The organism is Roseibacillus ishigakijimensis (assembly GCF_016595415.1).
GTDB classification, from domain to species: Bacteria; Verrucomicrobiota; Verrucomicrobiia; order Verrucomicrobiales; family Akkermansiaceae; genus Roseibacillus; species Roseibacillus ishigakijimensis.
Window position 1 is genome coordinate 65,671 of sequence record NZ_JAENIO010000001.1, and the last position, 26,015, is coordinate 91,685.

At 59.3% G+C, this 26,015-nt stretch carries 19 protein-coding genes; 13 read left to right on the forward strand and 6 right to left on the reverse strand.

What is annotated here, in order from left to right; translation table 11 throughout:
- Positions 1-127: 127 nt before the first annotated feature.
- The 3 genes from mutS to JIN78_RS00315 all read left to right on the forward strand — a co-directional run bounded on the left by mutS (position 128) and on the right by JIN78_RS00315 (position 4,757).
- On the forward strand, positions 128-2,638 hold the full coding sequence (gene mutS, locus JIN78_RS00305) for a DNA mismatch repair protein MutS (protein ID WP_234037684.1): 2,511 nt from the start codon (positions 128-130) through the stop codon (positions 2,636-2,638).
- 245 nt (positions 2,639-2,883) lie between these two features.
- Complete coding sequence (locus JIN78_RS00310; RefSeq protein WP_200389920.1) at positions 2,884-3,972, forward strand: LysM peptidoglycan-binding domain-containing protein; 1,089 nt, start codon at positions 2,884-2,886, stop codon at positions 3,970-3,972.
- Between the two features lie 56 nt (positions 3,973-4,028).
- Entirely contained in the window at positions 4,029-4,757 is a 729-nt protein-coding gene (locus JIN78_RS00315) for a PEP-CTERM sorting domain-containing protein (protein WP_200389921.1), read from the forward strand.
- 34 nt (positions 4,758-4,791) lie between these two features.
- Here the strand turns inward: JIN78_RS00315 and JIN78_RS00320 are convergent, their stop codons facing one another.
- Positions 4,792-6,033: a BaiN/RdsA family NAD(P)/FAD-dependent oxidoreductase gene (locus JIN78_RS00320; RefSeq protein WP_234037685.1), complete on the reverse strand. Its 1,242-nt coding sequence runs from the start codon at positions 6,031-6,033 to the stop codon at positions 4,792-4,794.
- A 145-nt stretch (positions 6,034-6,178) separates the two neighbouring features.
- Here JIN78_RS00320 and JIN78_RS00325 point away from each other — a divergent pair, with 145 nt between their 5' ends.
- From JIN78_RS00325 to argB, 3 genes are all read left to right on the forward strand, one after another.
- Positions 6,179-8,398: a DUF6250 domain-containing protein gene (locus tag JIN78_RS00325; protein ID WP_200389922.1), complete on the forward strand. Its 2,220-nt coding sequence runs from the start codon at positions 6,179-6,181 to the stop codon at positions 8,396-8,398.
- 99 nt (positions 8,399-8,497) lie between these two features.
- Positions 8,498-10,084: an alkaline phosphatase D family protein gene (locus JIN78_RS00330; protein WP_200389923.1), complete on the forward strand. Its 1,587-nt coding sequence runs from the start codon at positions 8,498-8,500 to the stop codon at positions 10,082-10,084.
- Positions 10,085-10,197: 113 nt separating this feature from the next.
- The gene (argB, locus tag JIN78_RS00335; protein WP_200389924.1) at positions 10,198-11,055 is read left to right on the forward strand and encodes an acetylglutamate kinase; all 858 of its coding nucleotides are present in this window, start codon (positions 10,198-10,200) and stop codon (positions 11,053-11,055) included.
- A gap of 11 nt (positions 11,056-11,066) precedes the next feature.
- On the opposite strand, the gene JIN78_RS00340 is transcribed toward argB, so the two are convergent.
- From JIN78_RS00340 to JIN78_RS00355, 4 genes are all read right to left on the reverse strand, one after another.
- Complete coding sequence (locus tag JIN78_RS00340) at positions 11,067-12,134, reverse strand: transposase (RefSeq protein WP_307832963.1); 1,068 nt, start codon at positions 12,132-12,134, stop codon at positions 11,067-11,069.
- A gap of 265 nt (positions 12,135-12,399) precedes the next feature.
- The gene (locus tag JIN78_RS00345) at positions 12,400-13,386 is read right to left on the reverse strand and encodes a hypothetical protein (protein WP_200389926.1); all 987 of its coding nucleotides are present in this window, start codon (positions 13,384-13,386) and stop codon (positions 12,400-12,402) included.
- An 11-nt stretch (positions 13,387-13,397) separates the two neighbouring features.
- Positions 13,398-16,775 (reverse strand): hypothetical protein, encoded by a 3,378-nt coding sequence (locus JIN78_RS00350; RefSeq protein WP_200389927.1) that lies wholly within the window; start codon positions 16,773-16,775, stop codon positions 13,398-13,400.
- Positions 16,776-17,251: 476 nt separating this feature from the next.
- A complete protein-coding gene (locus JIN78_RS00355; RefSeq protein ID WP_200389928.1) occupies positions 17,252-18,745 on the reverse strand; it encodes a malate:quinone oxidoreductase in 1,494 nt (497 codons plus the stop codon).
- Between the two features lie 200 nt (positions 18,746-18,945).
- Between JIN78_RS00355 and JIN78_RS00360 the strand changes: the two genes are divergently transcribed.
- The 6 genes from JIN78_RS00360 to JIN78_RS00385 all read left to right on the forward strand — a co-directional run bounded on the left by JIN78_RS00360 (position 18,946) and on the right by JIN78_RS00385 (position 24,316).
- Positions 18,946-20,205: a MotA/TolQ/ExbB proton channel family protein gene (locus JIN78_RS00360; RefSeq protein ID WP_200389929.1), complete on the forward strand. Its 1,260-nt coding sequence runs from the start codon at positions 18,946-18,948 to the stop codon at positions 20,203-20,205.
- Between the two features lie 17 nt (positions 20,206-20,222).
- The gene (locus tag JIN78_RS00365; protein WP_200389930.1) at positions 20,223-21,038 is read left to right on the forward strand and encodes a hypothetical protein; all 816 of its coding nucleotides are present in this window, start codon (positions 20,223-20,225) and stop codon (positions 21,036-21,038) included.
- Positions 21,039-21,041: 3 nt separating this feature from the next.
- A complete protein-coding gene (locus tag JIN78_RS00370) occupies positions 21,042-22,145 on the forward strand; it encodes a hypothetical protein (protein WP_200389931.1) in 1,104 nt (367 codons plus the stop codon).
- A 126-nt stretch (positions 22,146-22,271) separates the two neighbouring features.
- Positions 22,272-23,063, forward strand: coding sequence for a 3-keto-disaccharide hydrolase (locus JIN78_RS00375; protein ID WP_200389932.1), 792 nt, complete (start codon positions 22,272-22,274; stop codon positions 23,061-23,063).
- Between the two features lie 67 nt (positions 23,064-23,130).
- On the forward strand, positions 23,131-23,514 hold the full coding sequence (locus JIN78_RS00380; protein ID WP_200389933.1) for a hypothetical protein: 384 nt from the start codon (positions 23,131-23,133) through the stop codon (positions 23,512-23,514).
- 22 nt (positions 23,515-23,536) lie between these two features.
- Entirely contained in the window at positions 23,537-24,316 is a 780-nt protein-coding gene (locus JIN78_RS00385; RefSeq protein WP_200389934.1) for an alpha/beta fold hydrolase, read from the forward strand.
- 20 nt (positions 24,317-24,336) lie between these two features.
- On the opposite strand, the gene JIN78_RS00390 is transcribed toward JIN78_RS00385, so the two are convergent.
- Positions 24,337-24,861 carry a sigma-70 family RNA polymerase sigma factor gene (locus JIN78_RS00390; RefSeq protein WP_200389935.1) on the reverse strand — a complete coding sequence of 175 codons (525 nt, stop codon included), beginning with the start codon at positions 24,859-24,861 and terminating at the stop codon, positions 24,337-24,339.
- Positions 24,862-25,012: 151 nt separating this feature from the next.
- Here JIN78_RS00390 and JIN78_RS00395 point away from each other — a divergent pair, with 151 nt between their 5' ends.
- On the forward strand, positions 25,013-25,954 hold the full coding sequence (locus JIN78_RS00395) for an autotransporter outer membrane beta-barrel domain-containing protein (RefSeq protein ID WP_200389936.1): 942 nt from the start codon (positions 25,013-25,015) through the stop codon (positions 25,952-25,954).
- The last annotated feature ends 61 nt before the right edge of the window (positions 25,955-26,015 follow it).

Sequence of the window (26,015 nt, forward strand, 5' to 3'; positions counted from 1 at the left end):
CTTCCCCATCCTCGCGGCGGTCTCGGCGAGACCGCCCTACCGGAGACCTCCCTACCGCCATCTTCGCACCTTTTCAGAATCCGCCTTTGCTTCGGGCGCCGGGTTCTGTGCAAACTCGGGTCGCGCGATGTCGACCACCAAGAAGCTCACTCCCATGATGGCCCAGTATCAGGCCATTCGCCGTTCCCTGCCGGAGGACATTCTGCTGCTCTACCGCCTGGGGGACTTCTACGAAATGTTCTTCGAGGATGCCAAAATCGCCGCGCCCATCCTGAATGTGGCCCTGACCAAACGCCACGACGTCCCCATGGCCGGGGTGCCCCACCACGCCGCCACCGCCTACATCGCCAAGCTGGTCAAGGCGGGCAAACGCGTCGCTCTCGCCGAACAAACCTCCGAGCCCAAACCCGGGCAACTGGTCGAGCGCGAGATCTCGCAAATCATCTCCGCCTCTACCATCGACGACCTCACCGTGGTCGACGACACCCGCCACAATTATCTCGCCGCCGCTTGCCAACTGGGCTCCGGAAAAAAGCTCCGCTACGGCCTCGCCTGTGCCGACCACTCCACAGGCGAATTCGCCCTCGCGGAGTTCTCCGACCTCGACCTCCTGCGCGACGAAATCCACCGCCTCGCACCCTCCGAGCTGCTCATTCCCGATGACCAGCTCCAGCAGCTGGGCCGTCTCCCCGGGGCCTTTCCCTACGATGCCTACGCCTTTCTCGCCGAAACCGCCGAGCACACTCTCAAGGATCACTTCAAGGTGCAATCCCTCCGCGGATTCGGCTGCGCGGAGATGACCCCCGCGATTTGTGCGGGGGGAGCCACCCTCCACTACCTCGCCCATCAATTGCGGCGCAACTGCGATCACCTCGCCACCCTCACCGTGCGCGACCACGCCGCCCACGTCCTCATCGACACCGCTTCCCAGCTCAATCTCGACCTCGTGCAATCGCGCTCCGGCACCCAGCACACTCTGCTGGCCACCCTCGACCGCACCGCCACCCCCATGGGGGCGCGCAAGCTGCGTGACTGGGTTCTCCATCCCCTGCGCGACCGGGAGGCCCTCGATGCCCGCCTCGACACCGTAGAGCAACTCCTCGCCGAGCCCTATCTGCTCTCCAAACTGCGCGAAACCCTCAAGGACGTGCGCGACATCGAGCGCACCACGGGCCGCCTTTCGCAAGGCAGTGGCAATCCACGCGACCTCAAGACACTGCAGAATTCCCTCGAACGCATCCCGGTCCTGCGCGAAGATTTGGCCTCTTTGCCCAAAAAAGGCGCTCTTTCCGCCGGATTACTGGAGGAAATCCGCGAGTTTCCCGAGCTGACCTCTCTTTTTAGCGAAGCCCTCCACGACGAACCCCCGGCTTCGCCCAAAGACGGCAATCTCATCCGCGACGGCTATTCTCCCGAGCTGGACGAACTGCGCGCGGCCTCCCGGGAGGGAAAGAACTGGCTGGCGGAATTGCAGGAAAGCGAGCGCAAACGCACCGGCATCGAGACCCTCAAGGTGAAGTTCAACAACGTCTTCGGCTACTTTCTGGAAGTCTCCAAGGCCAAGGTCTCTCTGGTCCCCGACGACTACCAACGCAAGCAGACGATGGCCAATGCCGAGCGCTACATCACGCCTGCCCTCAAGGAGATGGAGCAAAAAATCCTCGGCTCCGACGAGCGCGCCAAGGCGCTGGAATACGACCTCTTCGTCCATCTCCGCCAGCAAGTGTGCGAGCACCTCGCCCCCCTGCAAGCGACCGCCGAAGCCCTCGCCACCCTTGATGTGCTGCTTTCCTTTGCCGAAACCGCGCAGCTCTATCAGCACACCCGCCCGCAGCTCACCAGCGATCGCACCTTGCACCTGAGCAATGCCCGCCATCCCGTGCTGGAGCAAACTCTGGTGGAAGAAAAATTCGTCCCCAACGACACCTCGCTCGATCCCGAAAGCGGTCGCCTGCACATCCTGACCGGACCCAATATGGCGGGGAAATCAACCTACATTCGCCAAGTGGCCCTGATCACTCTGATGGCGCAAATCGGAGCCTACGTGCCGGCCGAAAAGGCCACCATCGGACTGGTGGACAAGATTTTTTGCCGCGTCGGAGCCTCCGATGATCTCGCTCAAGGCCAGTCCACCTTCATGGTCGAGATGAACGAGACCGCTCTCATCGTCAACAATGCCACCGCCGATTCCCTGGTCATTTTGGACGAAATCGGTCGCGGCACCGCTACCTTCGACGGCCTCTCCATCGCCTGGGCAGTGGCCGAGCATCTCCACGATTTGACGCAATCGCGCACCCTCTTCGCCACCCACTACCACGAACTCTGCGACCTCGCCAGCACCCGCGAGTCGGTGGAAAATTATAACGTGGCGGTGCGGGAATGGAACGAAGACATCATCTTTCTCCGCAAAATCCAGCCCGGTCCCGCCGACAAAAGCTACGGAATCCAGGTCGCGCGGTTGGCAGGCTTGCCCCCGGCCATCATCAAGCGGGCCACCGAAATTCTCAGCCATCTGGAGATGAGCGCGCAGCGACCCGACTCTGCGAAAAAATCGCCCAATCCCAAGGCCAAGAGCACCCGTGAGACCCTCCCCCAAGCGAACAGCCCCCAACTCGATCTCTTTGCCTTGGAAGAGTAAAAGGCTAGGGAAGCCAACCGGCACCAAAGGGAGCCAAAGGGGCCCAAACATAACAGCCCCTAGTGAAAACCATGGGTTCAGGGGGCCCCTCCCAATCGCTCTTTCCCTTTCAAAAGGTTAAAATTTTATCGCAAAAACCCAACCCGCAAGCTTGCCGGGGCCTATTTTAAAAGAAAAAAGGGAAAACAGACTCGACATTTCTTAAGTTTTCTAAAATATTTAATCCGTCTCATTTTCTCATCCCCATGCGTCCGCTTCCCCTGACTTTGGCTCTCCCGGTTCTTCTCGTCTCCTGCATTCCCAAGGAGCACGAGACGCGCACACGGGAGAATCAGCCAGTCCCGGCACGCGAACCGCAGGCCGCACCCGCTCCGGTGGCGAGCGATCCGTCCCGGGACTTTTTGATGGAGCGGCTGCGGGCACAGGACGAGCGGGTGAGCCGCTTGGAGACGGAATTGCATGAGATGCGATTGCTCTTCACCAGCCAGCTGAAGCGCATTGAAGAGGTCGCCAACCGTCCTCTGCCCAGTCCGCAGCAACAAGCCTACCCGGGCCAGCAGCCCCAGCAGCAGGTCTTCATCATGCCCTCAAATGCTCACGGCCCCGCAGAGCCATGGACTGCGGGGGGCGCCTTGGGCCTGCCCCAGCCGCCTCGCCAAGCAAGCCGCCACCAGGTGCGCAGCGGAGACACTCTTTCCGAAATCGCGGAAGCCCACGGCATTCCCCTCTCCGCGCTCATGGCCGTTAATCCCGGAATCGATCCCAAGCGCTTGCAAATTGGCAAAACCCTGCAAATTCCCAGCAGCGAGCAGGCGGAGCGCTATGCCATCATTCGCGCCTCCCGTTCGCGCAACTATGCGGTGCGGCCCGGGGACACTCTTTCCGAGATTGCCGAGCGCCACGGCATCGGGCTCAGCGTGCTCATGGCCAGCAATCCCGGCCTGGATCCCAAACGCTTGCGGGTCGGGACGGAGCTCTCCATTCCCCCAGCGCAAGCTCTGGGGGAAGCGCGCGTGGCCTCTCCCTCCCCGAGCTGGCAGAACTCGCCAGCCCCCCGCCAGCCCGCGTCGGTGAGACAAAGCAATCCCCCTGCGAATCCCGCCCCCTCTCAGCCCGAGCCTGCCCTCCTTCCCCAGCCCGTCGAAAAAGAGAGCTCTCTTCCGAAAAGGAAAATTCTCATCCGCATTCCCAGCAACACCTCTTACGGAGAAGTCGCGACCAAGGTGGGCACGGACGTCGACACCCTCAACAAGCTCAACCACTGTGCCTTGTCCGCCTCCTCACGCATCCCGGCCAACGGCACTCTCTACGTCCCGGCACCAGAGAATCAGTAAAATTTATAAATAAGGATTGCTTTTTTATTTTAATACTCCGAAGACACGGGGTGTCTATGAAAAACATGACTGCCCCCATCATTATGGCTTGCCTGTGCGGATTGTCCCCACTTTCCGCACAATTCTCGACCGCAACCTATTCGGACTCCTATGACTCGCGAGGAATCAACCGCTCCGGTCAATTTCAAGTTCCCGGCTTCGACCCCTCACTCGGGGTTTTGCAAAACGTTGGCATTTCTTATGTCGCAACGACTGGTTACGAACTCACCTTTATCTGGCGAACAGCTGATTACAACGGCACCGACAGTGTTGCCACCTCTGACGTGAGTCTCCGCCAAGGTCTGGTTACCCCTGGCCTGAACCCCGCAGACTTTGGCGGGAACGGAGTCAATTCCACTACCACCTATGATAGCGATTTTTGGACCAACGACAATTTCGTCGAATTCCAAAGCGGAAACCTCATCAGCGACATTTTAGGCCCCATTGACGAAAACGAAACCCGGGTCACTCCTCGCACGGTTCTCGTCTCGGTTGACGAAGATTATAGTTTCAGTGATCCGGAGACTCTCGACTTTTTCACCCAAAGTGGAGACCTCACTCTCTACGACCACTCCAGTGGTTTCTTCGGGATCAGTATCCAACAAGGAAACGCTGCGACAGGATGGGTCCTCGATAGTCTGGGTTCTCTTTCCGTCACTTATAATTACCTCGCCGTGCCCGAACCTTCCTCTCTCCTGCTCACTGGATTGGGACTGGCCGGCCTGTTTTTCCGTCGACGGAATTGATATTGATGGTCCCTCTAGGCCTCCCATTTTGTTGTCACGAATTGGGAGGCGATTCGCTACCCTCACAATACGCAGCAGCGGCCAGGCCCGCGAGGGTCCCCGAGGCGAAGCATCCCTGCATGAGATAGCCGCCGGTGGGCGCCTCCCAATCAATCATCTCGCCGGCCACAAAGAGCCCGGGCAATTTTTTCACCATCAAATCTTCGTCCAGCTCCGACCAGCGAAGGCCGCCAGCGGAAGAAATGGCCTCGGCAACCGGTCGCGGCGCTCGCAAGGGCAAAGAAAAGGCCTTGGTGGCTTTGGCGAGACTCGGGGCGGACTCGAAGGGCCCCTGAAAGGCTTGCAGAAGGTCGCAAACCGCTTCCGGCAACTTCCAACGGACCTGTGCCTCCGCGCAAAAGTTCCGCCGCGCCGACTCCATCTTGGCGACGAGCTTTTCCTCGCTGAAGGGGGGCTTGAAGTCGATGGTGAGCACGGGCTCGGCCATGGCCTTGAGAGCGGGACCCAGTTTATAAATGGGGCCCCCTTCCAAGCCATAGCGCGTCATCACCAATTCGCCACGCGCTTCTTCCTCCCCAGCCCGCAGGACGAGGTTTTTCAGCGCGACGCCTTCATGGCGGGCCAGCACTTCGCGAGGCCAATCCACCTCCCAGCCACAATTGGCCGCAGTCAAGGGAGTGAGCTCCAGCCCACGACTTTGCAAAATCCCGGTCCACGACCCATCGGAGCCCGTGCGCGGCCAGGAGGCTCCCCCCAAGGCCAGAATGACAGCCCGCGCCCGCACCTCGAACCGCTCTCCGGCTTGCTCAAAGGTGAGCAAAAATCCCTCCCCCTCGCTCTGCAAATCAACCAACCGGTGATTGACCACAATCTCCACTCCCTGCTCCCGAAGCCGCTGGAGCCAAGCGCGGAGAAGCGGAGCTGCTTTCAAGGCCTTGGGGTAGACCCGTCCGCTGGAGGCCACGAAGGTGCCCACCCCCAGGCGAGCGGCCCACCCCCGGATGGCCTGATTGTCGAAATTCGCCAAAGCCCGGGGCCAGAACTCCTCCGGCTGGCCGGGCCCCCGGTAGCGGGTCTGGAATTTTTCCAAGGGCTCGGCATGAGTCATATTGAATCCGCCCTTGCCCGCGATGAGAAACTTGCGCCCTACGGAACGCATTCCTTCGTAGAGAGTCACCCGGACACCCGCCGCGGAAGCCACCTCCGCCGCCCGCAAGCCGGCCGGTCCCCCGCCTACGATGACGATACCTTCTTTCTCCTTGTCCCGCGCGCTCAAGCCAGCAGACTAGAAAGAATCTCCCCCCATGTCGATGGCTGCTTGGGTGCGCTGGGGAGGAGCGAAATATTTCCACCCCCACGCCGGTCAACTTGTCAACCCAAAGGCCACGAAAAGGAAAAAGAGAACGATCGTAAGAGGCCCAATGAAATTTCCCTCCATCTGCCGCCTCGCCATTGCGGTGCTTGTTTTCCAAGCTTCTTCCAGCCACGCGGCTGAGCCGCAGGTCCTGGGAAAGGCCCTCCATCGCTTCGAAATTGGCTCCCTCATTGCGCAAGACAACTTTGCCAATCTGGATCAATGGATGGTGCAGGTCGAGGACAAGGCCAGCGAACCGCAGCCCCGCGTCGAAGCCCGCGACGGCTGGCTGGACTGCTACTTGCCCTCCCGGGGAGCGACCATTTGGTTCAAGGAAAAGCTGCCCACCCGCACCACCATCAGCTACGAGGTCGTTTGCCCCGAGGGGGACCGGGCGGTGAAGGGGCTCAGCGCACGAGACATCAACAACTTCTGGTTGGCGAACGATCCGGCGGGAGGCAGTCTCTTCGACTCAGCAGCCTATACCGGAAAGTTTGCCAGCTACGACAAGATAACGGGCTACTACGCGAGCACGGGAGGAGGGCGCGCGGGGGATGCCAACCGCACCATCCGCCTGCGGCGCTACCCGCGGGAGATCGAAGGACAGCGCACGAACCATCTCTTCCTCAACAACCGGGACGAGGACCGCGCCCACCTCATCCGGCCCAATGAGGTGATGACGGTGCAGTTGGTCGCCTATGACGACCTGCTGCAATACATCGTGGATGGAAAGGTGGTCTACGAACTGGAGTATGGGGACCAGGGACAAATCGAAAGCCCCTCCGCTGGCGAAGAAGCCCGCGTCCTCCCAGCGATCTACAGCGAGGACCGCTTTCCTTTCTACCGCGAGGGCTACTTTGGTTTCCGCATGGTTGGCACCCATCATCGCTACCGGAACTTCCGCGTCCACGAGCTGACCCCGGCCTCATCCGGCACCCTCACCGTGCAGTCGGTGGAGGAGCTGCGCCAGGCAGTCAAGCAGAGCCATCGCCACATTCGCATGGCGCCCGGCACCCACGTCATCACCGAGCTGGAAAACGGCACCAATGCCATCCACTTCACGGGTTCCCACAATGAAATCGACCTCACCGGGGTCAAGTTCGAGGTCCCCGTGAGCACCCTGCGCAAAATGGAAAAACAGCGCAGAAGCGACCAAGCGGTCTTTCAGCTCGACGGAGACCACCTCACCTTGCTCGGCCTGGAGATCGAAAATACCTATCCCAGCGGCAAGAGCGAGATCACGGACTTCGGGAGCTACAACCAGCATCCCGAACTCCACCCCAACCGCCAAATCGTCACTCTCCGGGCCAATGGCGACGACACCACCCTGCGAGGGTTGCGCCTGACGGTGCGCGGCTCCAGCCCCTACGGCTATGGCAACATGTATGGCATCGGCGGCGGGGCCGTGGTCCGGCTCAAGAAGCACAGCGGCATCCTGGCCAAGGGCGACCGCGCCGTGATCGACGATTGCCGGGTCAAAATGGAGGCTTTTGGCCACGCCATCTTCTTCCAGGGAGGCGACGACATCCTGGTGCAAAATTGCCACGTGGAGGGCGAGCTGCGCCCGAGCAATGACCTCTATGAGGAAAAAGGGGAAGGCGATTTCGCACGCCACTTCAACTACCAACTGCAATGGCCCAAGGAGGTGCGCGGAGTACCCATTCCCCGCGACCACATGATCAACCTCTCCGAAGACGGCATCCGCGCCTACCCCGGCACCAAGCACGTCACGGTCAAGAATTGCCGGGTCGACAAAATGCGCGCCGGCGTGAAGCTCTACCTCGCCCGCAGTGCCGAAGTCACCGACTGTGTGGTCACCGACTGTGTGGTGCAGGGCTATTCCCTCCCAAGCCGGGGAAAAATGGTGCGTTGCGCAGGCAATGCCGCCTACGGCCCCCTCCTCTACATCCACTCCGATTTCCACAACAACCAGCACATCGACCTCACCGTGCTGCCAGCGACAAAATCCCTCGGCGATCACCCCTTGGTCGCCCTGAAGGGCTCCAAGAACCACATCCATCTGCACGCCGGTCAAGGCCTCTCCGCCACTCCCCCCCGCCCCATTATTCTTGGCTACAAGATGCGCTTTGACTTCCTCTCCACCGACTACCCGGCTGCACCCCGTGACTTTGCGGACCATTTTGCCAAATACGCCCCCGATCACTACCGGGCCGAGGGCAACACCCTCATCAATGACACCCCCTTCCCCGTCATTCTCGGCGAGCAGGCGCGCAAAAACACCGTCAAAAGCCGCGGTCCCGTCACCAACCTCGCCAAGAACCCCTAGCAGCAAGCCTCCTCCACCCGCCCCTTTCAGAAAACTTCGCGACAGTTTTGTCACCTTTCCCCCGTAGCTAGCAATTCCGTTAATTGCTCTGCTACTCCAATGACCGACTTCGCAACCCTGGATAAACTCATGCGACAAGATGGAGCGATCTCGCGCCGTCTCCTTCTCTCCTACGGCGCTTCACTCGCCGCCATTCCACTCTTGGGCCAACGGGCCTGGGGCCAAACTGAAAAGCCGGGCGGAGACACCCCCTTCACCCTAGGGGTCACCTCCGGCGACCCCGATCACCGCGGCGTGGTGCTCTGGACCCGCCTCGCTCCCAAGCCCCTCGAACCCGGCGCGGGCATGCCCAACCGCCCCGTAGAGGTCCGCTACGAGGTCGCTGAGGACGAGAACTTCCGCTCCCTCGTCACCTCCGGCACCACCCTGGCCACTCCCCAGCTCGGCCACTCCGTCCATGTGGAGCTGGAAAACCTGAAGCCCGATCGCTGGTATTTCTACCGCTTCCACACTGGCCAAGCCACCAGCCCGGTGGGGCGCACCCGCACCCTGCCCCGACCCAACGACACCCCCGACAAACTCCGCTTCGCCTTCGCCTCCTGCCAAAACTGGGAGCAAGGCTACTTCAGCGCCTACGAGGACATGGCCGAGCAAGAGGTCGACCTCGTTTTCCACCTCGGCGATTACATTTACGAATACGAAGCCGGCCGCAATGGCAAGGTGCGCACCCACCTGGGCAAAGAAATCGAGAGCCTCGATGACTACCGCATCCGCTACGCCCAATACAAAAGCGACCCCTCCTTGCAGAAGATGCACGCCCGCTGCCCCTGGTTCGTTACTTGGGACGACCACGAGTTCGACAACAACTACGCCACCCTCATCTCCGAAGAAAAAGGCATCCCCGCCGCCCACTTCCTCGCCCGCCGCGCCAATGCCTACCAGGCCTATTACGAAAACATGCCTTTGCGGAAGCGCTCCCTCCCCAAGGGCGCGCACCTCCAACTCTTCCGCAAAACCAGCTTCGGCCGCCTCGCCCAATTCAACGTCCTCGACACCCGCCAATACCGGAGCGATCAACCCAACAACGACCGCCAATCCCCCCTCAACGCGGAAGCCTTTGGCCCCCGCAATACCCTGCTGGGCAAACGACAATTCGACTGGCTGACCCACTCCCTGAACCAATCCACCGCCACTTGGAACGTCCTCGCCCAACAAGTCATGATGGGCCTGGTCAACCGCAACAGCAAAGGCGGCGAAGGCTACTCCATGGACCAGTGGCCAGGCTATCTCGCCGAGCGCGAGCGCCTGCTGCGCTTCCTCGCCGAGCGCCGCGTGCCCAATGCCGTGGTCCTCACCGGCGATATTCACTCCAACTGGGCCAACGAATTGCGCTTCGACGACCGCAAAGCCGAACAACCCGTAGTCGCCAGCGAGTTCGTCTGCACCTCCATCTCCAGCGGCGGCAATGGCAACGAGGTCCCCGGCGACTCGGAGGCCATGTTCCGCCAGAATCCCTGCCTCAAATTCTACAACCGCGAGCGCGGATACACTCTCTGCACCCTCACCCCCGAGCGTTGGATCAGCGACTACCGGGTGGTCAGCGACGTCCTCCAGCCCGGAGGGAAAACCACCTCGCGAGCCCGCTTCGCCCTCGAAGCCGGTTCCCCCCTCATTCAACGCGTTTGAGCGCGCCCGCTTCTTCCCCAGCGAAGCGCTTTTCCCCCATTCTGCGGGGAGAAGCGCTTCTTTTTTCTGGCAAAAGCTGGACTCGCCCGCCCGCTTTGCTTTCCTCAGCAACCGTGACCGACGCCCAAGCCAAAGCCGCCACCCTCATCGAAGCCCTGCCCTACCTCCAGCACTTCCGCGGAGAGACCTTTCTCATCAAGATCGGAGGCTCCGTGATGGAAGACCCGCAGCTGGTCTCCGACTTCATGCGCGACATCCTTTTCCTCGAAGCCGTCGGCATCAACCCCGTCCTCGTGCACGGCGGTGGCAAGGCCATCTCCGCCGCCATGGCCGAATCCGGACTCGAGCCCACCTGGGTCAACGGCTTCCGCGTCACTTGCGAGAAATCCATCGAACTGGTGGAAAAAACCCTCACCCACACTCTCAGTCCGCACCTCGTTGGTTTGCTGAACAAACACGAAGGCCGTGGCATCGCCATCCCCGGCACGGAGGTTTTTCAAGCCACCCGCATGACCCCAGGCGGACAAGACATCGGCTTTGTCGGCGAAGTGGCCAGCTGTCTCATCGAGCAAGTGGAAGCGGCCACCGCCAGAAGCGTGGTGCCCGTCATCTCTCCCCTCGGGCGCGAGCTCGACACCGGCCAGGCCCTCAATATCAATGCCGATCTCGCCGCCGCGGCCTTGGCCAAAGCGCTCAAGCCCGCCAAGCTCATCTACCTTTCCGACGTGCCGGGGCTGCTGCGCGATCCCAAGGACGCCAGCACCCTCATCCCCTCCCTCAATCCCACCGAAGCGGACGGCTACATCGCCGACGGCACCATCGCCGGCGGCATGATTCCCAAGGTCACCAGCGCCCTCGACGCCCTGCAGGCCGGCACCCGCAAAGTTCACTTCATCGACGGCCGCCTGCCCCACGTTCTTTTGCTGGAAATCTTCACCAGCCAAGGCATCGGCACCGAGATCGTGCTCTAGGCACCCCCACCTCAGCCGAGAGCATCTTTTCCCAGTTGGCGGAAGTTGTAGAGGCGTTGGGGCTTGGGGACGGTGGCGAGACCTTTGAGCGAGCGCGGACCCGTCTGGCGGGAGGGAGCGAAATGCTCGTCCCGAGTGGCCTCGAAGAGCTCGGCGAGGAAGGATTTGCTACCGAGAGCGACCCCATCGAGGAAGTAGCGCACCCGGCAGCGCAGGTAGTCGGCGGCTTCCAGCCGAACTCCGCTAGCGAGGACTTCGAGGGCTTTTTCCCGCGAAATGCGGTCGCGGAAGATCTGCGCGCGTCCGCCACCCTCTTCGTGCGCGAGCTCCTCTTCTTGGCGGATCTCACTTTCGGGAACGCCGAAGAGATAGCAGCGATAACGGCGGAGGGATTCCCTGATGCTGGGGGATTTTTCCGAGTCTCGCCGGGGGCGGGGCTCGCCAGTGGAGCCGACCACCCAGCTGTCGAGCCAGGCCAGCGCGCGGCGGGCAATTCGGCTGCCGCCGACGGCCTCGCCATAGGAACACCAGCGGTATTCGGCCGGGTCCTGGCAAATGCCGGCCCGCACGGGGTTGAGGTCGATATAGGCCGCCATGGCCTTGAGTGCGGGGCCTTTCCCTTCCACGAGCACGGACTTGAAGCGGTCTTCCCAGAGGGTGCCCCTGCGCTGATGGACGCGGTTGAACCATTGCGTGAAGCGTTGTTTGAGAATTTTCATGTAGGCGGAGAGGTTCCACATGCGTGAGAACCATTTTTCGCGCAACTCCTCGGCGGCCTGGTCATTGCCTTGGCTGCGATAGTGCTCCAGCTCCCAGCGAAGATTGGCCGCAGGACCCTCACCGAGGCAGTTGAAAACGTGCGAGATGAGCCCCGCATCGTCGGGAAGATCCTCCTCGGCCGGCCGTTGAGGCACCTCCACGAGCACATGGAAGTGATTGGACATGATGCAGTAGGAGACCACGCGGAGGTGGTAAAGTTTTTCGTAGAGTCGCATCAGGCGATAGAACTGGGCCTTCTCATCCTCGCCGAGGACAAAGTCACGGTTCACGACCCGGGAAACACAGTGGTAATAAGCCACCGGATGAGATTTGGGGGCAAGAAAACGACGCCGACGCATGTTTAGGAGACTACCCAATCACCCTCCCTCGGTCAATTTCTTTCAAATAGGGACAGGCACTTTTTTCTGGCGTTTTCAAATAGGGACAGGCACTTTTTTCTGGCGTTTTTCTGGCGAAATAGGGACAGGCACTTTTTTTCGGCACAAAGGCGAGGGCGAGCTCGGCAGTGGTGGCAGATCGAGCGGCGATGACGTCGCGGGGACGGGCGAGGAGGTCGCGCCAGCGCTATGAGGCCCGGCCACGCATGAACGCACGGACCGCTATGACTACGACACCCAAAGCAACAAAGACACTGAGCACAAATAGCCAGATAGGGTTATCGCTTTCGTCGTTCCGCAAGGCCGTCTCGGATTGAGAGGTTTCGTCTTCATTCGCCAAGCCGTTGTTGCGGGAAGCTTCGGTCTCAACTTTGGGACTCGATGGCTCATCTACCACTCCGCGCTGCCCGAGGCGCGACCGGAGTTCATCTTCCGCCTCATTCCGAGTCAACGTTTCGATTTCTTCAATGCGCTCGATTTCCTCGGGGCGTTTGTGCTGGTTCCGCAAGTTAAACGACGATGTAACTTCGACACTTCGCCAAGAAGGATCATCCTCCCGAAGATACTCCGCCAGAGAGACCAGTTCCAATGCTGGTTCGCCATCCCTCGAATACTGATTCTCGGCGTCTTGGATTTTTGCTTCCAAGTCAGGGTCGGACAGTCCGAAGCATCGTTCTTCCTTCACTGCTCCGTTCCCATCAAACAACACTAGGCGAGGCGGAACGCCTGACAAGATCGTCGCATACGCGAAGTCAGCGCCTCCACTTCCGGCCCAGACCTTGAGAGGATCAATTTCGAGTTCTTTGCCGAGATTCGGGCTAAACCATGCCTTGCCGTCCCAATCCCCACCAGATAACGCATAAAGCGCTGTTCCGTTTCCAAATGCAATTCGATAAAGGTAGCCCCCTGCAAGCAACGAAGCGTCTTGCCGATTGAAGAACTGCGTCATTGATCTGCCGTCGTAATTTTGTGGTTCGGAACCAAAATCGGGGGACTCGACAAAGAACGGAACGTAAGTTGTCGAGTTCTCTAGCAGTCGGATGTCCCGACCATTTTCCCTCAATACAGCCGATCGCAGTAGCGCTTCGTCTGCTTCGGTCTTTTCTAACAGCCATTTGTCCAATGGCTCTGCTAGTACGCTTTCACCCAGGGCACACGCAAGAACGAGAGACACAAACATTCGGATCATTCCTCTTCCTCCTCTACCTCTACCTGCTCGCATACCCTTTCGACATAATTGTTCTGACCGTCGTTCCATTGCCACTCGTGAACATCAGGCCCTCGCCATGAACACCAGTGAGCGCTGGCTCCGTTATACGCTTTGACTGCGACCGCGTCTTCTGGCCTCCTTTCCCCCTGGTTGTCACCAAAGGTTACCTTGGCTTGATCCCGCGAAGGAACCGGGACATTCTGCCCCGTATGGAAAGTGGTTTGTGGTCGCTGGCCATTCGGCATCGAACCGGGTCCACTACGCGGGGTTTGATCGTTCATGAATGTCTCAGCGATTTGGATTTTGTCCTCTAAGATCGCCAAAAACGCATCAACGTTTCGTTGCCAATTCCAAAAAATCTCGCGCGCTGCAGGATTGTTCTTGTTTCCACCCGCTCCGGTTACCTGCGCCAGACCGGTTCCGCCTACTCCAGTTTCTCCGGGGGACAGAACCTTAAGCGGATCACCCAAAGTAAACTCATAGTTAATGCCGCCATTGATCGGACTACTGTTGCCAGATCGCTCCCAAAATTGGTTGTAGAACCCCGGGTTGTAGGCCTGGCTTTCGTGTTTCTCAATTGCGTAAGCATACCACGGCGCACCGGGTCGCGACTGAGTGTATTGCTTGCACCTGTCGTCCGCCGGATTCTCCCCACCAATCACGAAGTGAATCTCTTCGGGGCCAACGACTATGTTCGCGCCCTGTTTGATCTGATAGGTCAGCTTCGCATCGCCGCCGAAGAAGCCCCGCTCGGTCAATTCGGTTTGCCAGTCCGCCTCGTTGTAGATTTCCCAAGTGTCGCCGTTGACCTGGATGAAGTTTCTATTGGAAGGAATTCTCACCCTGTCCTCGCCTTGCTTCCCGGCATATGGACGCTCGTATTCGACAAACAGCTTCGCCTCGATGGTTAGCCCATCAGGAAGCCCCGGCACCCTGAACTTGAGCTGGGGCATTCTTGGCGAGGCATCCTGATCGGACGTGTGGGCGTCGATCCATGCGATGTTCTCATTCGCGATGTCCTCCGAGGTATCCCATGGCACGACAGCCACGTCATCGCTGTCGTCGGCGTGATCATTGATGTCGTCAAACTCCACGGGGAGGAGAAACTTCACCGTGTTCGAATTCTGTTCAGCTCGCAACTCAATGACATTGGATTCCAACGCCCCTGCCGGAATGACGAATTCGGTGACCACAGCGGATACGACCACTTCCCCATCTGCAGCGGTGCGAGTCACGAGCAGCAACGGCACTTTGTAGTCGTACTCTAATGACCAAAAGAGTCTAATTTTCACATCTCTCTTAGGATAAGCATCGATTTCATACTCTTCGGACTCTTCTTCTTCGCTTATGAGATCGAGGCTGTCGACTTCTGACCACAATCTTAGAGCGGATGCAAAATTTCCTCCAAAATTGAAGGAGGGGAAGAACGTGTACGTCACAGCGACAAACTCATCTGAGTAGTCCGGATCGGCAACCCAAATTTGTAGATGCGGAAAATCAGGGGCGTCGCTGGCGTCGTTGGGATTCCCGCCGTTTTCAGCGATGTCCAGTGCATCGGGCGCTCCATCTCCATCGGTGTCTTTGTCGGTAGGATTCGAGCCGTAGAGCAACAACTCTTGCAAATCATTCAGACCATCGTCATCGCTATCCAGCAGTGTAGGGTCGAGCCCGAATAGCCATTCCTCGTAAAGAGTTGTCTGATAAAGAAACTGCTCGACACCATTCTCATAAAGATAGCTGTAGGATTGCCCGGGAGAATTGGGCGAAACCGAACTCAAAGACTGGCCGGGGAAGTAATAGCGCTCCCAAGCGTCGGGCAGGCCGTCTCCATCGGTATCAAGGGCCTCGCGAATCGGGCTTCCGGTTCCCCCACCATATTCGATCAATCCCAAGTCGTAGAGCTGGTTGATGTCGCGCGCTGGCTCCAGAGGGTCGCTGGGAGGAGTGCCATTCATGCGCTCCCAATCATCGGAAAGACCGTCTCCATCTTGATCCTGATCGAGACGCAGAAGGTAAAGAGTGGCGCCATAATCCGTCCACCCCACAATCGTTGACTGATTATTGATGGCAACTGGAAGATTATTTTCAAAATCGCCTCTCACCCTTACCGGAGCAAAGGCCGAGAAAGGGACATTGAGGCTGCGGTGACGAAGGAAGACACGAAAACCAAATTCCCAGTCACCATCTTCCTCCCCGGTCATCACCAAATGAGGCCAGTTATTCAGAGCGATACTGGTTTGGTTTTCATAGTTCAAGGGCAGCGGATTATGAAAGGGGGAATCATAATATCCGTGGCTCCACTGAACATCGGCGATGCCATCAAAAAACCAAGTGCCATCAAGGCTGACATTATTCGGAGATTGCGAGCCGGCGTATTGATAAAGAGAATAGTTCCCTGCGAACTCTCCCCAATCATTCAGAAGAGCGGGTCGATACCAGGCCTCGAAGTGGCTCGGGTTCTGTCCATCGGGCTCAGGGTCGAATGTTTCGTCCCGCATGGCAGGGAAATCTGTGAGCCAATGCCAAGTTGGGGTCAGCAAGAATTGCCGGGGGGCCTCAAATCCGGATTGGGCAGTGTGACGCACCTCGTTGCCGACCACTTCGCTCCAGTTATTCAAGGCATTGAACTGGGGATCATACCAAGTGGAAGGAGCCCGGTGAATGGTGTAACCACCGGAAGCGTTCGCATCGGGAAGAACCAGAAAGGGTTCCCCATTGGCATCTTCGCCAATCATTTCGCCCCAATCATTGATGCCATTGAGAAAGCGAACCTTCGAGGCGGCGTGAGCCATTGAAGACCCGCCTATCCCAGAGGGGACAGGCCAATGATAGACGGAACTTCCCTGCTGAGGCCCACCGAAATCCACGACAAAACCGAAACGTTCTCCGTTTTTGATGCTGCTGGTGGCGGCTTCTCCCACCACTACTCCGTGATTATTCAAGTCCCGGGCGACGAGGTAGGTGGGAGTCTCGTTCCTAACCTGGGTGCGACCCTGCCAAGTGCCGCTCATAGAATCATAGAGCCAAATCTGATAGGTGGAGGACTTACGGACATTGATCAAAACCTGCCCGAGATCATTGATCGCGACAATGTCCTTGCGGGTGTAGCCGTTGCCGGGAAGGTCGAGAACGGAAAGATCGATGTAGTCCACCGCCCAGTTGCCCAAAGGACCATCGCTGGCAACACCGGTCAATTGGGAGAGGTCATATTCCTCCTTGGCGTTGAGACCATCACGATCAAAGTCTAGAAAGCGATCCGAATCGTCATCAGGGTCCATATAGTGTTGTGTTTCCCAGTTATCGGGAATGCCATCATGATCGGAATCCGTTTGAGCGGAGAGGGAAGCGATCATTGTGCCAGCAGCAAAAAGCCAAGCAGCCAACCATGGAGATAAGGAAAAAGATGGGCGAATTCATATTCGAGACGGACCTTTGCTGAGGTTCGCCCTGATACAAGCTCGGCAAGGGGGCTTCGTCGACTGTCCGCAGGTGACGGTTTTGTCAATAAGGTGAGCAGGCGGAATGCGGAGTCTGGGAGCGAATCGGTCCGACTGTTCAAGCGAGCGAGGAGGGTCACCCTCTGACTCCCCGTCCTGCGATGAAGAGCCCGAGGGCGATCTGGGGCGGCATGACGATGGGGAAGCCGGACTTGGTCTCGGGTTCTGCGACGGCAGTTTTTCGATCGCGACGCGAGTGGGGTGTGCCGGAAAGCCATCATCCGCTTGCAGCTTCGTCTCCGCGCTATTTTTGAACCCCGGACCTTATCCGGGGCTCCCTTTTGCTTGCCGCTCCGGAGCAAATTCGAGGGTGGGCGATCTTGATCGGCCTGTCAGAGAGGGAGGCCGAGGGCGGCATCCGCCTGGCTACGCACCTCGCGGTAGCGCTCGGGGTCGTCCTTGAGGGACGCGCCGTAGCTGGGCACCATCTCCTGCAACCTGGGGGTCCACTCCTCCATGCGGTCGGGATAGATTTTACCCAAGAGCTCGAGCATGATATTGACGGCCGTGGAAGCTCCGGGTGAGGCTCCGAGGAGGGCAGCCAGGGAGCCGTCCCGGGCTACGATGGTCTCGGTGCCGAATTGCAGCACCCCGCCGGTGTAGTCGTCGGACTTGATGACTTGCACGCGCTGCCCAGCCGTCACGAGGCGCCAATTCTCGAGCTCGGCATCGGGGAAGAATTCCTTGAGCGCGGCGATTCGGTCCTCGGGCTTTTGAAGGCATTGCTCGATGAGGTAGCGGGTGAGATCGAAGTTCTGCGCCCCCACCGCGAGCATGGGGGTGAGGTTGGAGAGCTTGACCGAACTCGGCAGGTCCATCAGGGAGCCACTTTTGAGAAATTTGGGGGAAAAGCCGGCAAAGGGGCCGAAGAGCAGAGAGCACTTGCCGTCGATGACGCGGGTGTCGAGGTGAGGGACAGACATGGGGGGGGCTCCCACAGCAGCCTTGCCGTAGACTTTGGCCTGGTGTTTTTCCACGATTTCAGGCTTGTCGCAGACGAGGAACTGGCCGCTCACGGGGAAGCCACCGAAGCCCTTGCCCTCGGGAATGCGCGATTTTTGCAAGAGGGGCAGGGAGGCGCCCCCGGCACCTACAAAGACGAAGGGAGTGACGATGATGCGGTCGATATCCTTGTCCAGATTCCGCACCTTCAATCGCCAGCGACCATCGCCACGACGGGTGAAGTCCTTCACGAGGTGGTGGGTGGCGAGGCGAATGCCGTCCTGGGCATCGAGATATTCGACGAGGGTCTCCGTCAGGGAGCCAAAGTTGACATCGGTGCCGGACTTCACGCGGGTGGCGGCCACGGGCTCGTCTGAAGAGCGGCCGGCCATCAGAAGGGGGGCCCATTCCGCGATCACGGCCGGGTCCTCACTGTATTCCATTTCGGCAAAAAAGTGATGATCCTTCATGCGCTCATAGCGGGCACGGAGGTAGCGCTGGTTCTCCTCTCCCCACACGAAGCTCATGTGGGGGACGGGCTGGATAAAGTTCTCCGGCTGGGGCAGGATGCCCCGGGTGACGAGGTAGGCCCAAAACTGCTTGGACTGCTCGAAGGCTTCGTTGATTTTGAGCGCCTTGCTGATATCCACGCTGCCATCCTCCTGCTGGCTGGTGTAGTTGAGCTCACAGAGGGCGGCGTGGCCGGTGCCGGCGTTGTTCCAGGGATTGGAGCTCTCCTTGGCCACCTCGGCGAGGGCTTCCACGATTTGGATTTTCAGGGTGGGGTCCAGCTGATGGAGCAGCACCCCCAGGGTGGCACTCATCACTCCCCCGCCAATCAAGACCACATCGGCCTCCGCCATTGTCGCGACACGCTCATCCATGCCCGCCTGTCCTCTAACAAGTCGAAACTGTCAATAACGGGTCACGACGAAATGAAGCGAATGGCAAATGAAGGGAGTCTTTTTTTTGCACAAATGCTGTCCAAGAGGGCATACACCCTCACCGCATTGTTCTTTCAGAAGAGCAGCGAAGATCTTGATTCTCTGCTCTTCTGCCAGCTGCCAACCCCGAAAAAAAGTCCATGTTAGTCACCTGTCCCTCCTGCGAAGCCAGTCTCGATGTTGCTCCCGAGCACTACGGCCACACTGTGCAATGCCCCGCTTGCTCGGAGAAGCTCGCCATCGAAGCCCCCCAACAAGACAAGCAGACCACCAAGTCGGGCAAGCCGGAGCGCCTGGGCTGGGCGGAGAAGGACCATGCCAATGCCGACTTCCTGAAAAGTCTCGGCATCGGGGCGGTGGCGACGGTGCTTTTTCTGGCCCTCATGTTTCCCTTCCTCGGCACCCGCCTGGGCGATATTTTCCTGGATCGCGGCTGGGTGAACTATGCGGAGACCTTTCTCTTCTTCTGGGGCTTGGCGATGCTCCTCCTCAAGGTGCGCAAGAACCGTCGCCAGGAGCGGGCAGCCATCCTGAGCCTCTTTCCCGCACATCTCGGCAAGGAGATCCACTCGGGCAATGTGGGGGCCTTCATCGATAATATTTACAAGATTCCACTCACCCTGCGCGACAGCATCATCGTCAACCGTATTCGCAAGGCTCTGGAACTCTTTGAAATCCGCAATGACAATGCCGAGGTGGCGGCTTTTTTGGAAACGCAGTCCCACCTCGATGCCAACCGCTCCACCGGGTCCTACTCCCTGCTGAGGGTCTTTCTCTGGGCCATCCCCATCCTCGGTTTCATCGGCACCGTGATGGGCCTTTCCACGGCGGTGGGCGCGCTCGACATGGGCGATGCCAGCGGAGATCCGGAGGCGCTGAAGAATGCCATCAACAACCTCACCGGAGGTCTGGGCACGGCCTTCGACACCACTTTGCTGGGTCTCATCCTTTCCCTCCTGCTCAACTTCCCCCTCGCGGCAGTGATGAAGAAGGAGGACGAAACCCTCACCATCATTGACGCCGTCTGCACCGAGAAGCTCCTGCCCAAGCTCAACGACAGCAAGGCCTCCAGCAACGAGGAGATCCTCCAGCAGGCCGACAGCCTGCCCGAGCTGGTGGGCTCCCTGGCGCGGGCCCACGAGACCTTTCTGGAGAATCTCAATGAATCCACCCGACAGATGCGCCAGACCTCCGAAGTGCTAGAGGGCAACCTGGTGCAAGCCTCCGACAAGCTCACCCAGACGAGCAGCGAACTCTTCCTGCGATCGCATACCGAGCTGGACCAGACCTTCAAGCGCATCGCCACCGGCATTGACCACATCAATCAGGCCCTGCGCGAGCTTGGCAAAGACGGCCTCCCCGGTGAAGCCAAGAAGAAGAAAGGCCTCTTCAGCAAATAAATCCCCCCTCCCCCGCCATGCCCCGCCGCCGCCAGAGTGATGAAGGAGGAGTCTCCCTCTTTCCCTTCATGAGCATCCTCGCCTGTCTCATCGGGGTGCTCACCCTCCTGATCAGTGTCAACATGATCATCAAGGAGAACGAGCGCGACAACATCACGCAGGAGGAGCTCGACCGGGCCAAGGAGAATCTGAAGCTCAAGAAGCAGGCCGAGGCCGTCAAAAAGGAGCTGGCCAAGCTGGAGGAGAGACTGCAAAAGGAGAAAGCGGCCACCATCGAGCTGGAAAAACTGAAGGAACGAAGCATCGTCCTGCAGGAGCGAATCGAGGAGCTGGCCAAGGCGGAGAACCCGGAGGAAAGCGATGCCGCGCTGCAGAAAATCCTCGAGAATCTCCGCCAGGAAATCCGCGCGCTGGAGCGGGAGCAACCGACCCTGGAGAAGCGCAAGAAAGAGCTCTTGGCCGAGATCGAAAAACGCAAGATCCCGCCCAAGCCGAACGAAAAGGTGATCATCCGGCCCGGCGGAGTGGGCTCGCGCACCGCCCGCCATGTTTTCTTCGTGGAATGCAACTCCACCGGCATCGTGCTGCGGCGCGAGGACCAACCTGAGATCACGGTCTCCACGGCGGCCATCCCCAACAATGACCAATACGGAGACTTTTTGGAGGAAGTGAAGCGGACGCGCGACTCCATGGTTCTCTTTCTCGTGCGCAAGGCTGGCAACGAGGCCTACCTCTGGGCTGCGGGTCATGCCGAGCAACAATTCGAAGTCCGCACCGGCAAACTCCCCGTGCCGAAAGACGGGGAGATCGATCTCTCCCTATTCGAGCAATAAGTCATGGCCCGTCGCAGCAAATCCAACGAAGAGGGAGTGAACCTCGACTCCCTGATGGACGCCCTCACCAATGTGGTGGCGGTGCTCATTCTCGTCCTCATCCTCGTCCAGACCGAGGTCACCAACAAGGTGCAGGAATTCTTCGACAACCTGCAACCGGCCACTCCCGAAGAGGTGCAGGCCTCCCGCGAGGAATTGGCGAAATTGCAGGAAGAGAAGAAGACGCGGGAGGAAAAACTGGAGGAAGAAGCGCCCAGCCCAGAACAACTCGAAGAAGAGAAGCGCAAACTGGCCCTGTTGGAAAAGGATGCCCAGCTTGATGAAAGTCTCTTGGCCAAACTCGACGAGCTCAAAAAACTCGAGGAAGCGGCGCGCGCCAAACGCGATGCCGAGCAGGCAGAGACCTCCACCCTGCAGGAAGACATTGCCCGCCTGGAGGCCCAGCTGGACGAAACGCCCGTGCTGGCGGCGGAACCGCCCACCGAGGTCACCATCCCCGACAGCCGCGAGATCCCCAACAACGCCAAGGTGTATTATGCGCTGGTCATGAAGGAGCGGGTCCACTTCATCGACCCCTTCACCCCGATGGAAACATTCTACGAAGTGGTCGAGGAGAACCGCAAGGACTGGATCCGCGAGCGCGTGCGGCAACGGGGGGCCGACCGCTACATCTACGACCACGAGAAGGTGCGCGAGGCCTTCCAAGGCTTCGACTTCCCCAACGGACGCAACCAGACGGTGGAAATCGCGCACACCCCCACCCAAACGCGGCTCTTCCTCGACATCATTCCCGATGCGGAGGAGGGAGGCACCCCCCAGGAGCTCCTCAGCCAGCCCAACAATCCCTTTGCCAACATTCTCAAGATTCTCGCCCGCGACAAAGACAACGTCCTCCTTTTCCGCGTCAACCCCGACAGCTTCAACACTTACCTGCTCGCCCGCAAGCTGGCCGATGCCGCCGACGTGCCCGCCGGTTGGGAGATCCACACCTGGGATCGCTACCGCCAGCGCCTCGACGAAATCGAAGTCAATCGCCTCGAAGAGCCCCCTCCCCGCAAACCGGACAACAAGCCCAAACCACCCCGAATTGGTCCCAAACTGGACTGAGACAAGGCCGGGCAAACCAGCCGATACCGCCCCCTCCCGCGCGCCCGGAAAGATTCACGCTGCGAAACATGCGCTCGCCCTGTTGACTGCTGAAAGAAGCCCGCCGAGGCCAAGGTAGGGCGTGTGATGAAAAATTCCTTTTCCTCCCTATTGGCCGTCGCTTTTTTCTCGTCGCTCTCCCTCTCTGCTGAAGAGGGCTTCACCCCTCTCTTCGATGGCAAGAGCTTGCAAGGCTGGACCAGCGCCCACAGCACCGGCGATGGGGACTGGGGTCCCTTCTCCGTCAATGAAGAGGAGAAGGCCATCCACGTCTATGCCGACGCGGCAGCCAACTCCGAGCAGCGCAGCGATTGCCTGAATACCAATACCGAATTCAGCCACTTCATCCTGAAGCTGGAATACAAGTGGCTGGAGGATCGCTTCGCCCCCCGCACGGATTGGGACCGCGATGCCGGCCTACTCTTCCATGTCCATGGCGACCTCACCCAAGTCTGGCCCTTGTGCCTGGAGATGCAGATTGGCGAATCCCCTGGCGACAAGCCCAATGCCCGGGGCTCGGCGGGCCGCTTCCACACCGGCGACCTCTTCGTCTTGGGCAAAGACTTGCGCACCGACACCCCCGTGAAAGACGGGGCCTATGATCCCGAGGCCGAAAAGAAAACCGGCAAACACGTCCTCACCCGCCTGGGCAAGGAAAAGCCCAAAGGCGAATGGAACGAGATGGAAATCCACGTCCATGGCAGCGAGAAGGCCACCTTCATCCTAAACGGCGAGGTCGTTCTGGAGACCTTCAACTTTACCCAAAAGAATGAAGCCGGAGAGCGCGTCCCCTTGGAAAAAGGCCGCATCGGTCTGCAAGCGGAGTGGGCCGAGCTTCTCTATCGCAATATCCGCATCAAGGAATTGCAGCCCGAGTAACCCCCCCTGTCAGGCAAACGTGCTGGACTTCCCTGCGCGGATTATCCCCACTCATCGCCAGGCTGCCATGTTTGACCTCTTCGAATTCTATATCCCCTATTTCAACTACCTCAGCCCGCTCGTTTATCTCTTTCTGAACGGGCTGGGGTTTTACGGGGGCTGGCTGCTCAAAGGACGCACCCGCAGCCCTGGCCCCCTCTTTGTCCTCTGGGGCAGCATTTTCAACAGCCTCCTCCTACTCCTCCTTCCCACCTACTCGCTCCTGAACGATCGCCTAACGCAAGGGGTCATCATCGGACCCAATTTCGAAACGCTCTTCTGGCTGGTCCTCGATTTCGGCCAAATTCTTTCCACTGCTGCCCTCCTCTTCGGCCTGGTGCTCATTGCACAGGATTTTCGCGCCCATCTCGAGGAGAGCGAGCGGGAAAAATCCCTTTCCGAAAGGGAGTGAGACCGTTATTTCCTGACTCATCATGCCACTCGCCTACGCCACCGTCGGTTCCCCCGATCAAACGCCCCTCATCTTTCTGCACGGTCTGGGTGCCTCCAGCCGCCAGACCACATCCGCCCTCACCGGGCTGCCCGACCATTTCGTCATTGCTCCCGATTTGCCCGGTCATGGCGATTCGCTGGACTACGATCCAGCGCAGTTCGGCTTCGACTACTTTGCCGATCAAGTCATCGCCCTGATGGACGCCCTGGACTTGGCCAGTGTCGATCTGGGGGGATTGTCCATGGGCTCGGGGATCACTCTCAACCTCGCCCTCCGCTACCCCGAGCGAGTCAAAAAGCTCATTCTCCTCCGCCCCTCCTGGCTCGACCAGCTGGAGCCTGCCCACCTCTCACTCGTTGCTCGCGTCGGCCAATGGCTGCATGAGCAGGGAGAGGAAAAGGCGACCGCCCAACTGGCCTTTCATCCCGACTACCAAGAGCTCGTCGAGAAGAACATGCCCGTGGCAGAGTCCCTCACCGCGCTCCTCGACCGGCCGAAGGATGCCGCCAGCACGCAAGTCCTCTTCAAGATGTGGCAGAGCCGCCCCTTCGCCGACTTGGCAGAGCTGTCCCGGCTGACCCAGCCCGCATTGGTGCTGGATACCACCCGGGACGAACTCCACCCGCAAGAAGTCTCCCGCGCCATCGCCGGGGCCCTGCCCAACAGCCGTCTGGAGACCCTGCCGCCCCGCTATCACGACGGTCCCGCCTATCAGCAGGCTCTCAATGAGCAATTGCGCAAGTTTCTGCCGGCGAGCTGAGCCTGCAGCTTCTCCTCCTTTCATTCCTCTTGCCCAGCGCCCAGCTTGCCATTCACACAATTGCGGAGGGAGGCCCGGACGCGGGAAAGGGCCACATGGACGGATGGCGGATTCCACCCCAGCTCCCGGGCGCTTTCGGCAGGTTTCAGGCCTTGTCCATAGGTGAGCTCCACCAGGCGCTTCATCGTCGCCGGAAGCTTCTCGATACAGCTTTCCAAGAGCTGCACGCGGCCGTCGCCCACACCCTCAAAGTGATCCACGATACATTGCTCGACGGCCTCGTCGGTGTAGAGCAAGGGCAACCGGGCCTCTCGCCTTCGCAGCTCAAGCCACTTGTAGCGCGCAATGGCACACGCCCATTTGGGAAAACTACTGCCGGGGCGAAAATCCAGAGCTTTGCGCGAAACGGTTAAGTACGTTTCCTGCAGGAGGTCTTCCACAAAATGGGAGTCGCGCTCAAGCGAAGAGAGAAAGCCCTTCAGCACATCCTGATGGCAGACAAATTGGGCCTGGACGTATCGTTCTGCTTCTTTTTGCCGACTCACAAGGCCAGTGAAGCAAATCGAAGGGCCTTTGACGAAAAAAGTTCGTTTTTTTTGCTAAGGTTCTGCCGAAAATCGTCATCCCTCCTTTGAAGGGTTCTCTCTTTTGGGAAAATTCTTTCGCGAACAACCAATAAAAATCCAACTTCATTTCATGAAATCCAAAACACTCCTTCTCTGGACCACCGCCTGCGCTTGCCCGCTGGCGGTGCAAGCCGTAGACGTCACCCTGACTGCTAGCGATGCGCTTACCGATCCAGAACCTTATTCCTTTGGTGGAGCCGGCAATTGGGATAACGCGGCAGCTCCTTCGGCTGGCAATGACTACTTCACGGGCGGCTTTCTCCTGCGCACGCCCACTTCCGGGACCTTTGCCGGAGACTCCCTGACCGTGACCGGAGCGGGCACATTCACTGGCGCGAACAATGAGGCGATCATGTGGAAAGGCTCCGGAACCGGGGGCGTCATTACCATCGACAACCTGACCGTTGATGGCGGCCAGCTGCGACACGGTCAAGGTGATACCGATAGCTTCACCTACAGCGGCAATAGTTTGACGGTGGGAGCCAACGGCATGGGTTTGGCCACTCAGGGAGGAATGACCATTGCCTCACCCATCAATGGAGACTCGCAAATCGTGATTATTGACAGTGGCAGTGCAGGAGCCTCCCGGATCATCACCTTTTCAAGCGATGCCAGCACCTACAATGGCAACATCGTTCTCAATGGAAGCGACAATGGCCGCGCTCGGCTCACCTTCGCCGACGATGCCGTTTTCAATTTTCTCATCGGCAGCGCGGGCACAAACAATGCCATCTCGGGAGTTGGCACCGTGAACTTCAATGGCGACTTTGCCCTCGACCTCAGTGGTGCTAGCTCAACCCCGGGCGACACTTGGAATCTGGTCACGGCGGGAAGCGCGACCTACGGCAGCACCTTCACCGTTGCCGGGTTCACCGACAATGGTGACGACACCTGGACTTCCGGGGATTATGTCTTTGACGAGAGCACGGGTAGCCTCACCGTGATTCCTGAGCCCTCCACTGCTCTGCTAGGCGGCTTGAGCCTACTGGCCCTCTTGCGTCGTCGTCGCTAAGGCCCGGCCTTCACTCATTCACCCAAGCCGCCTTCTCCCGGAGAGAAGGTGGCTTTTTTGT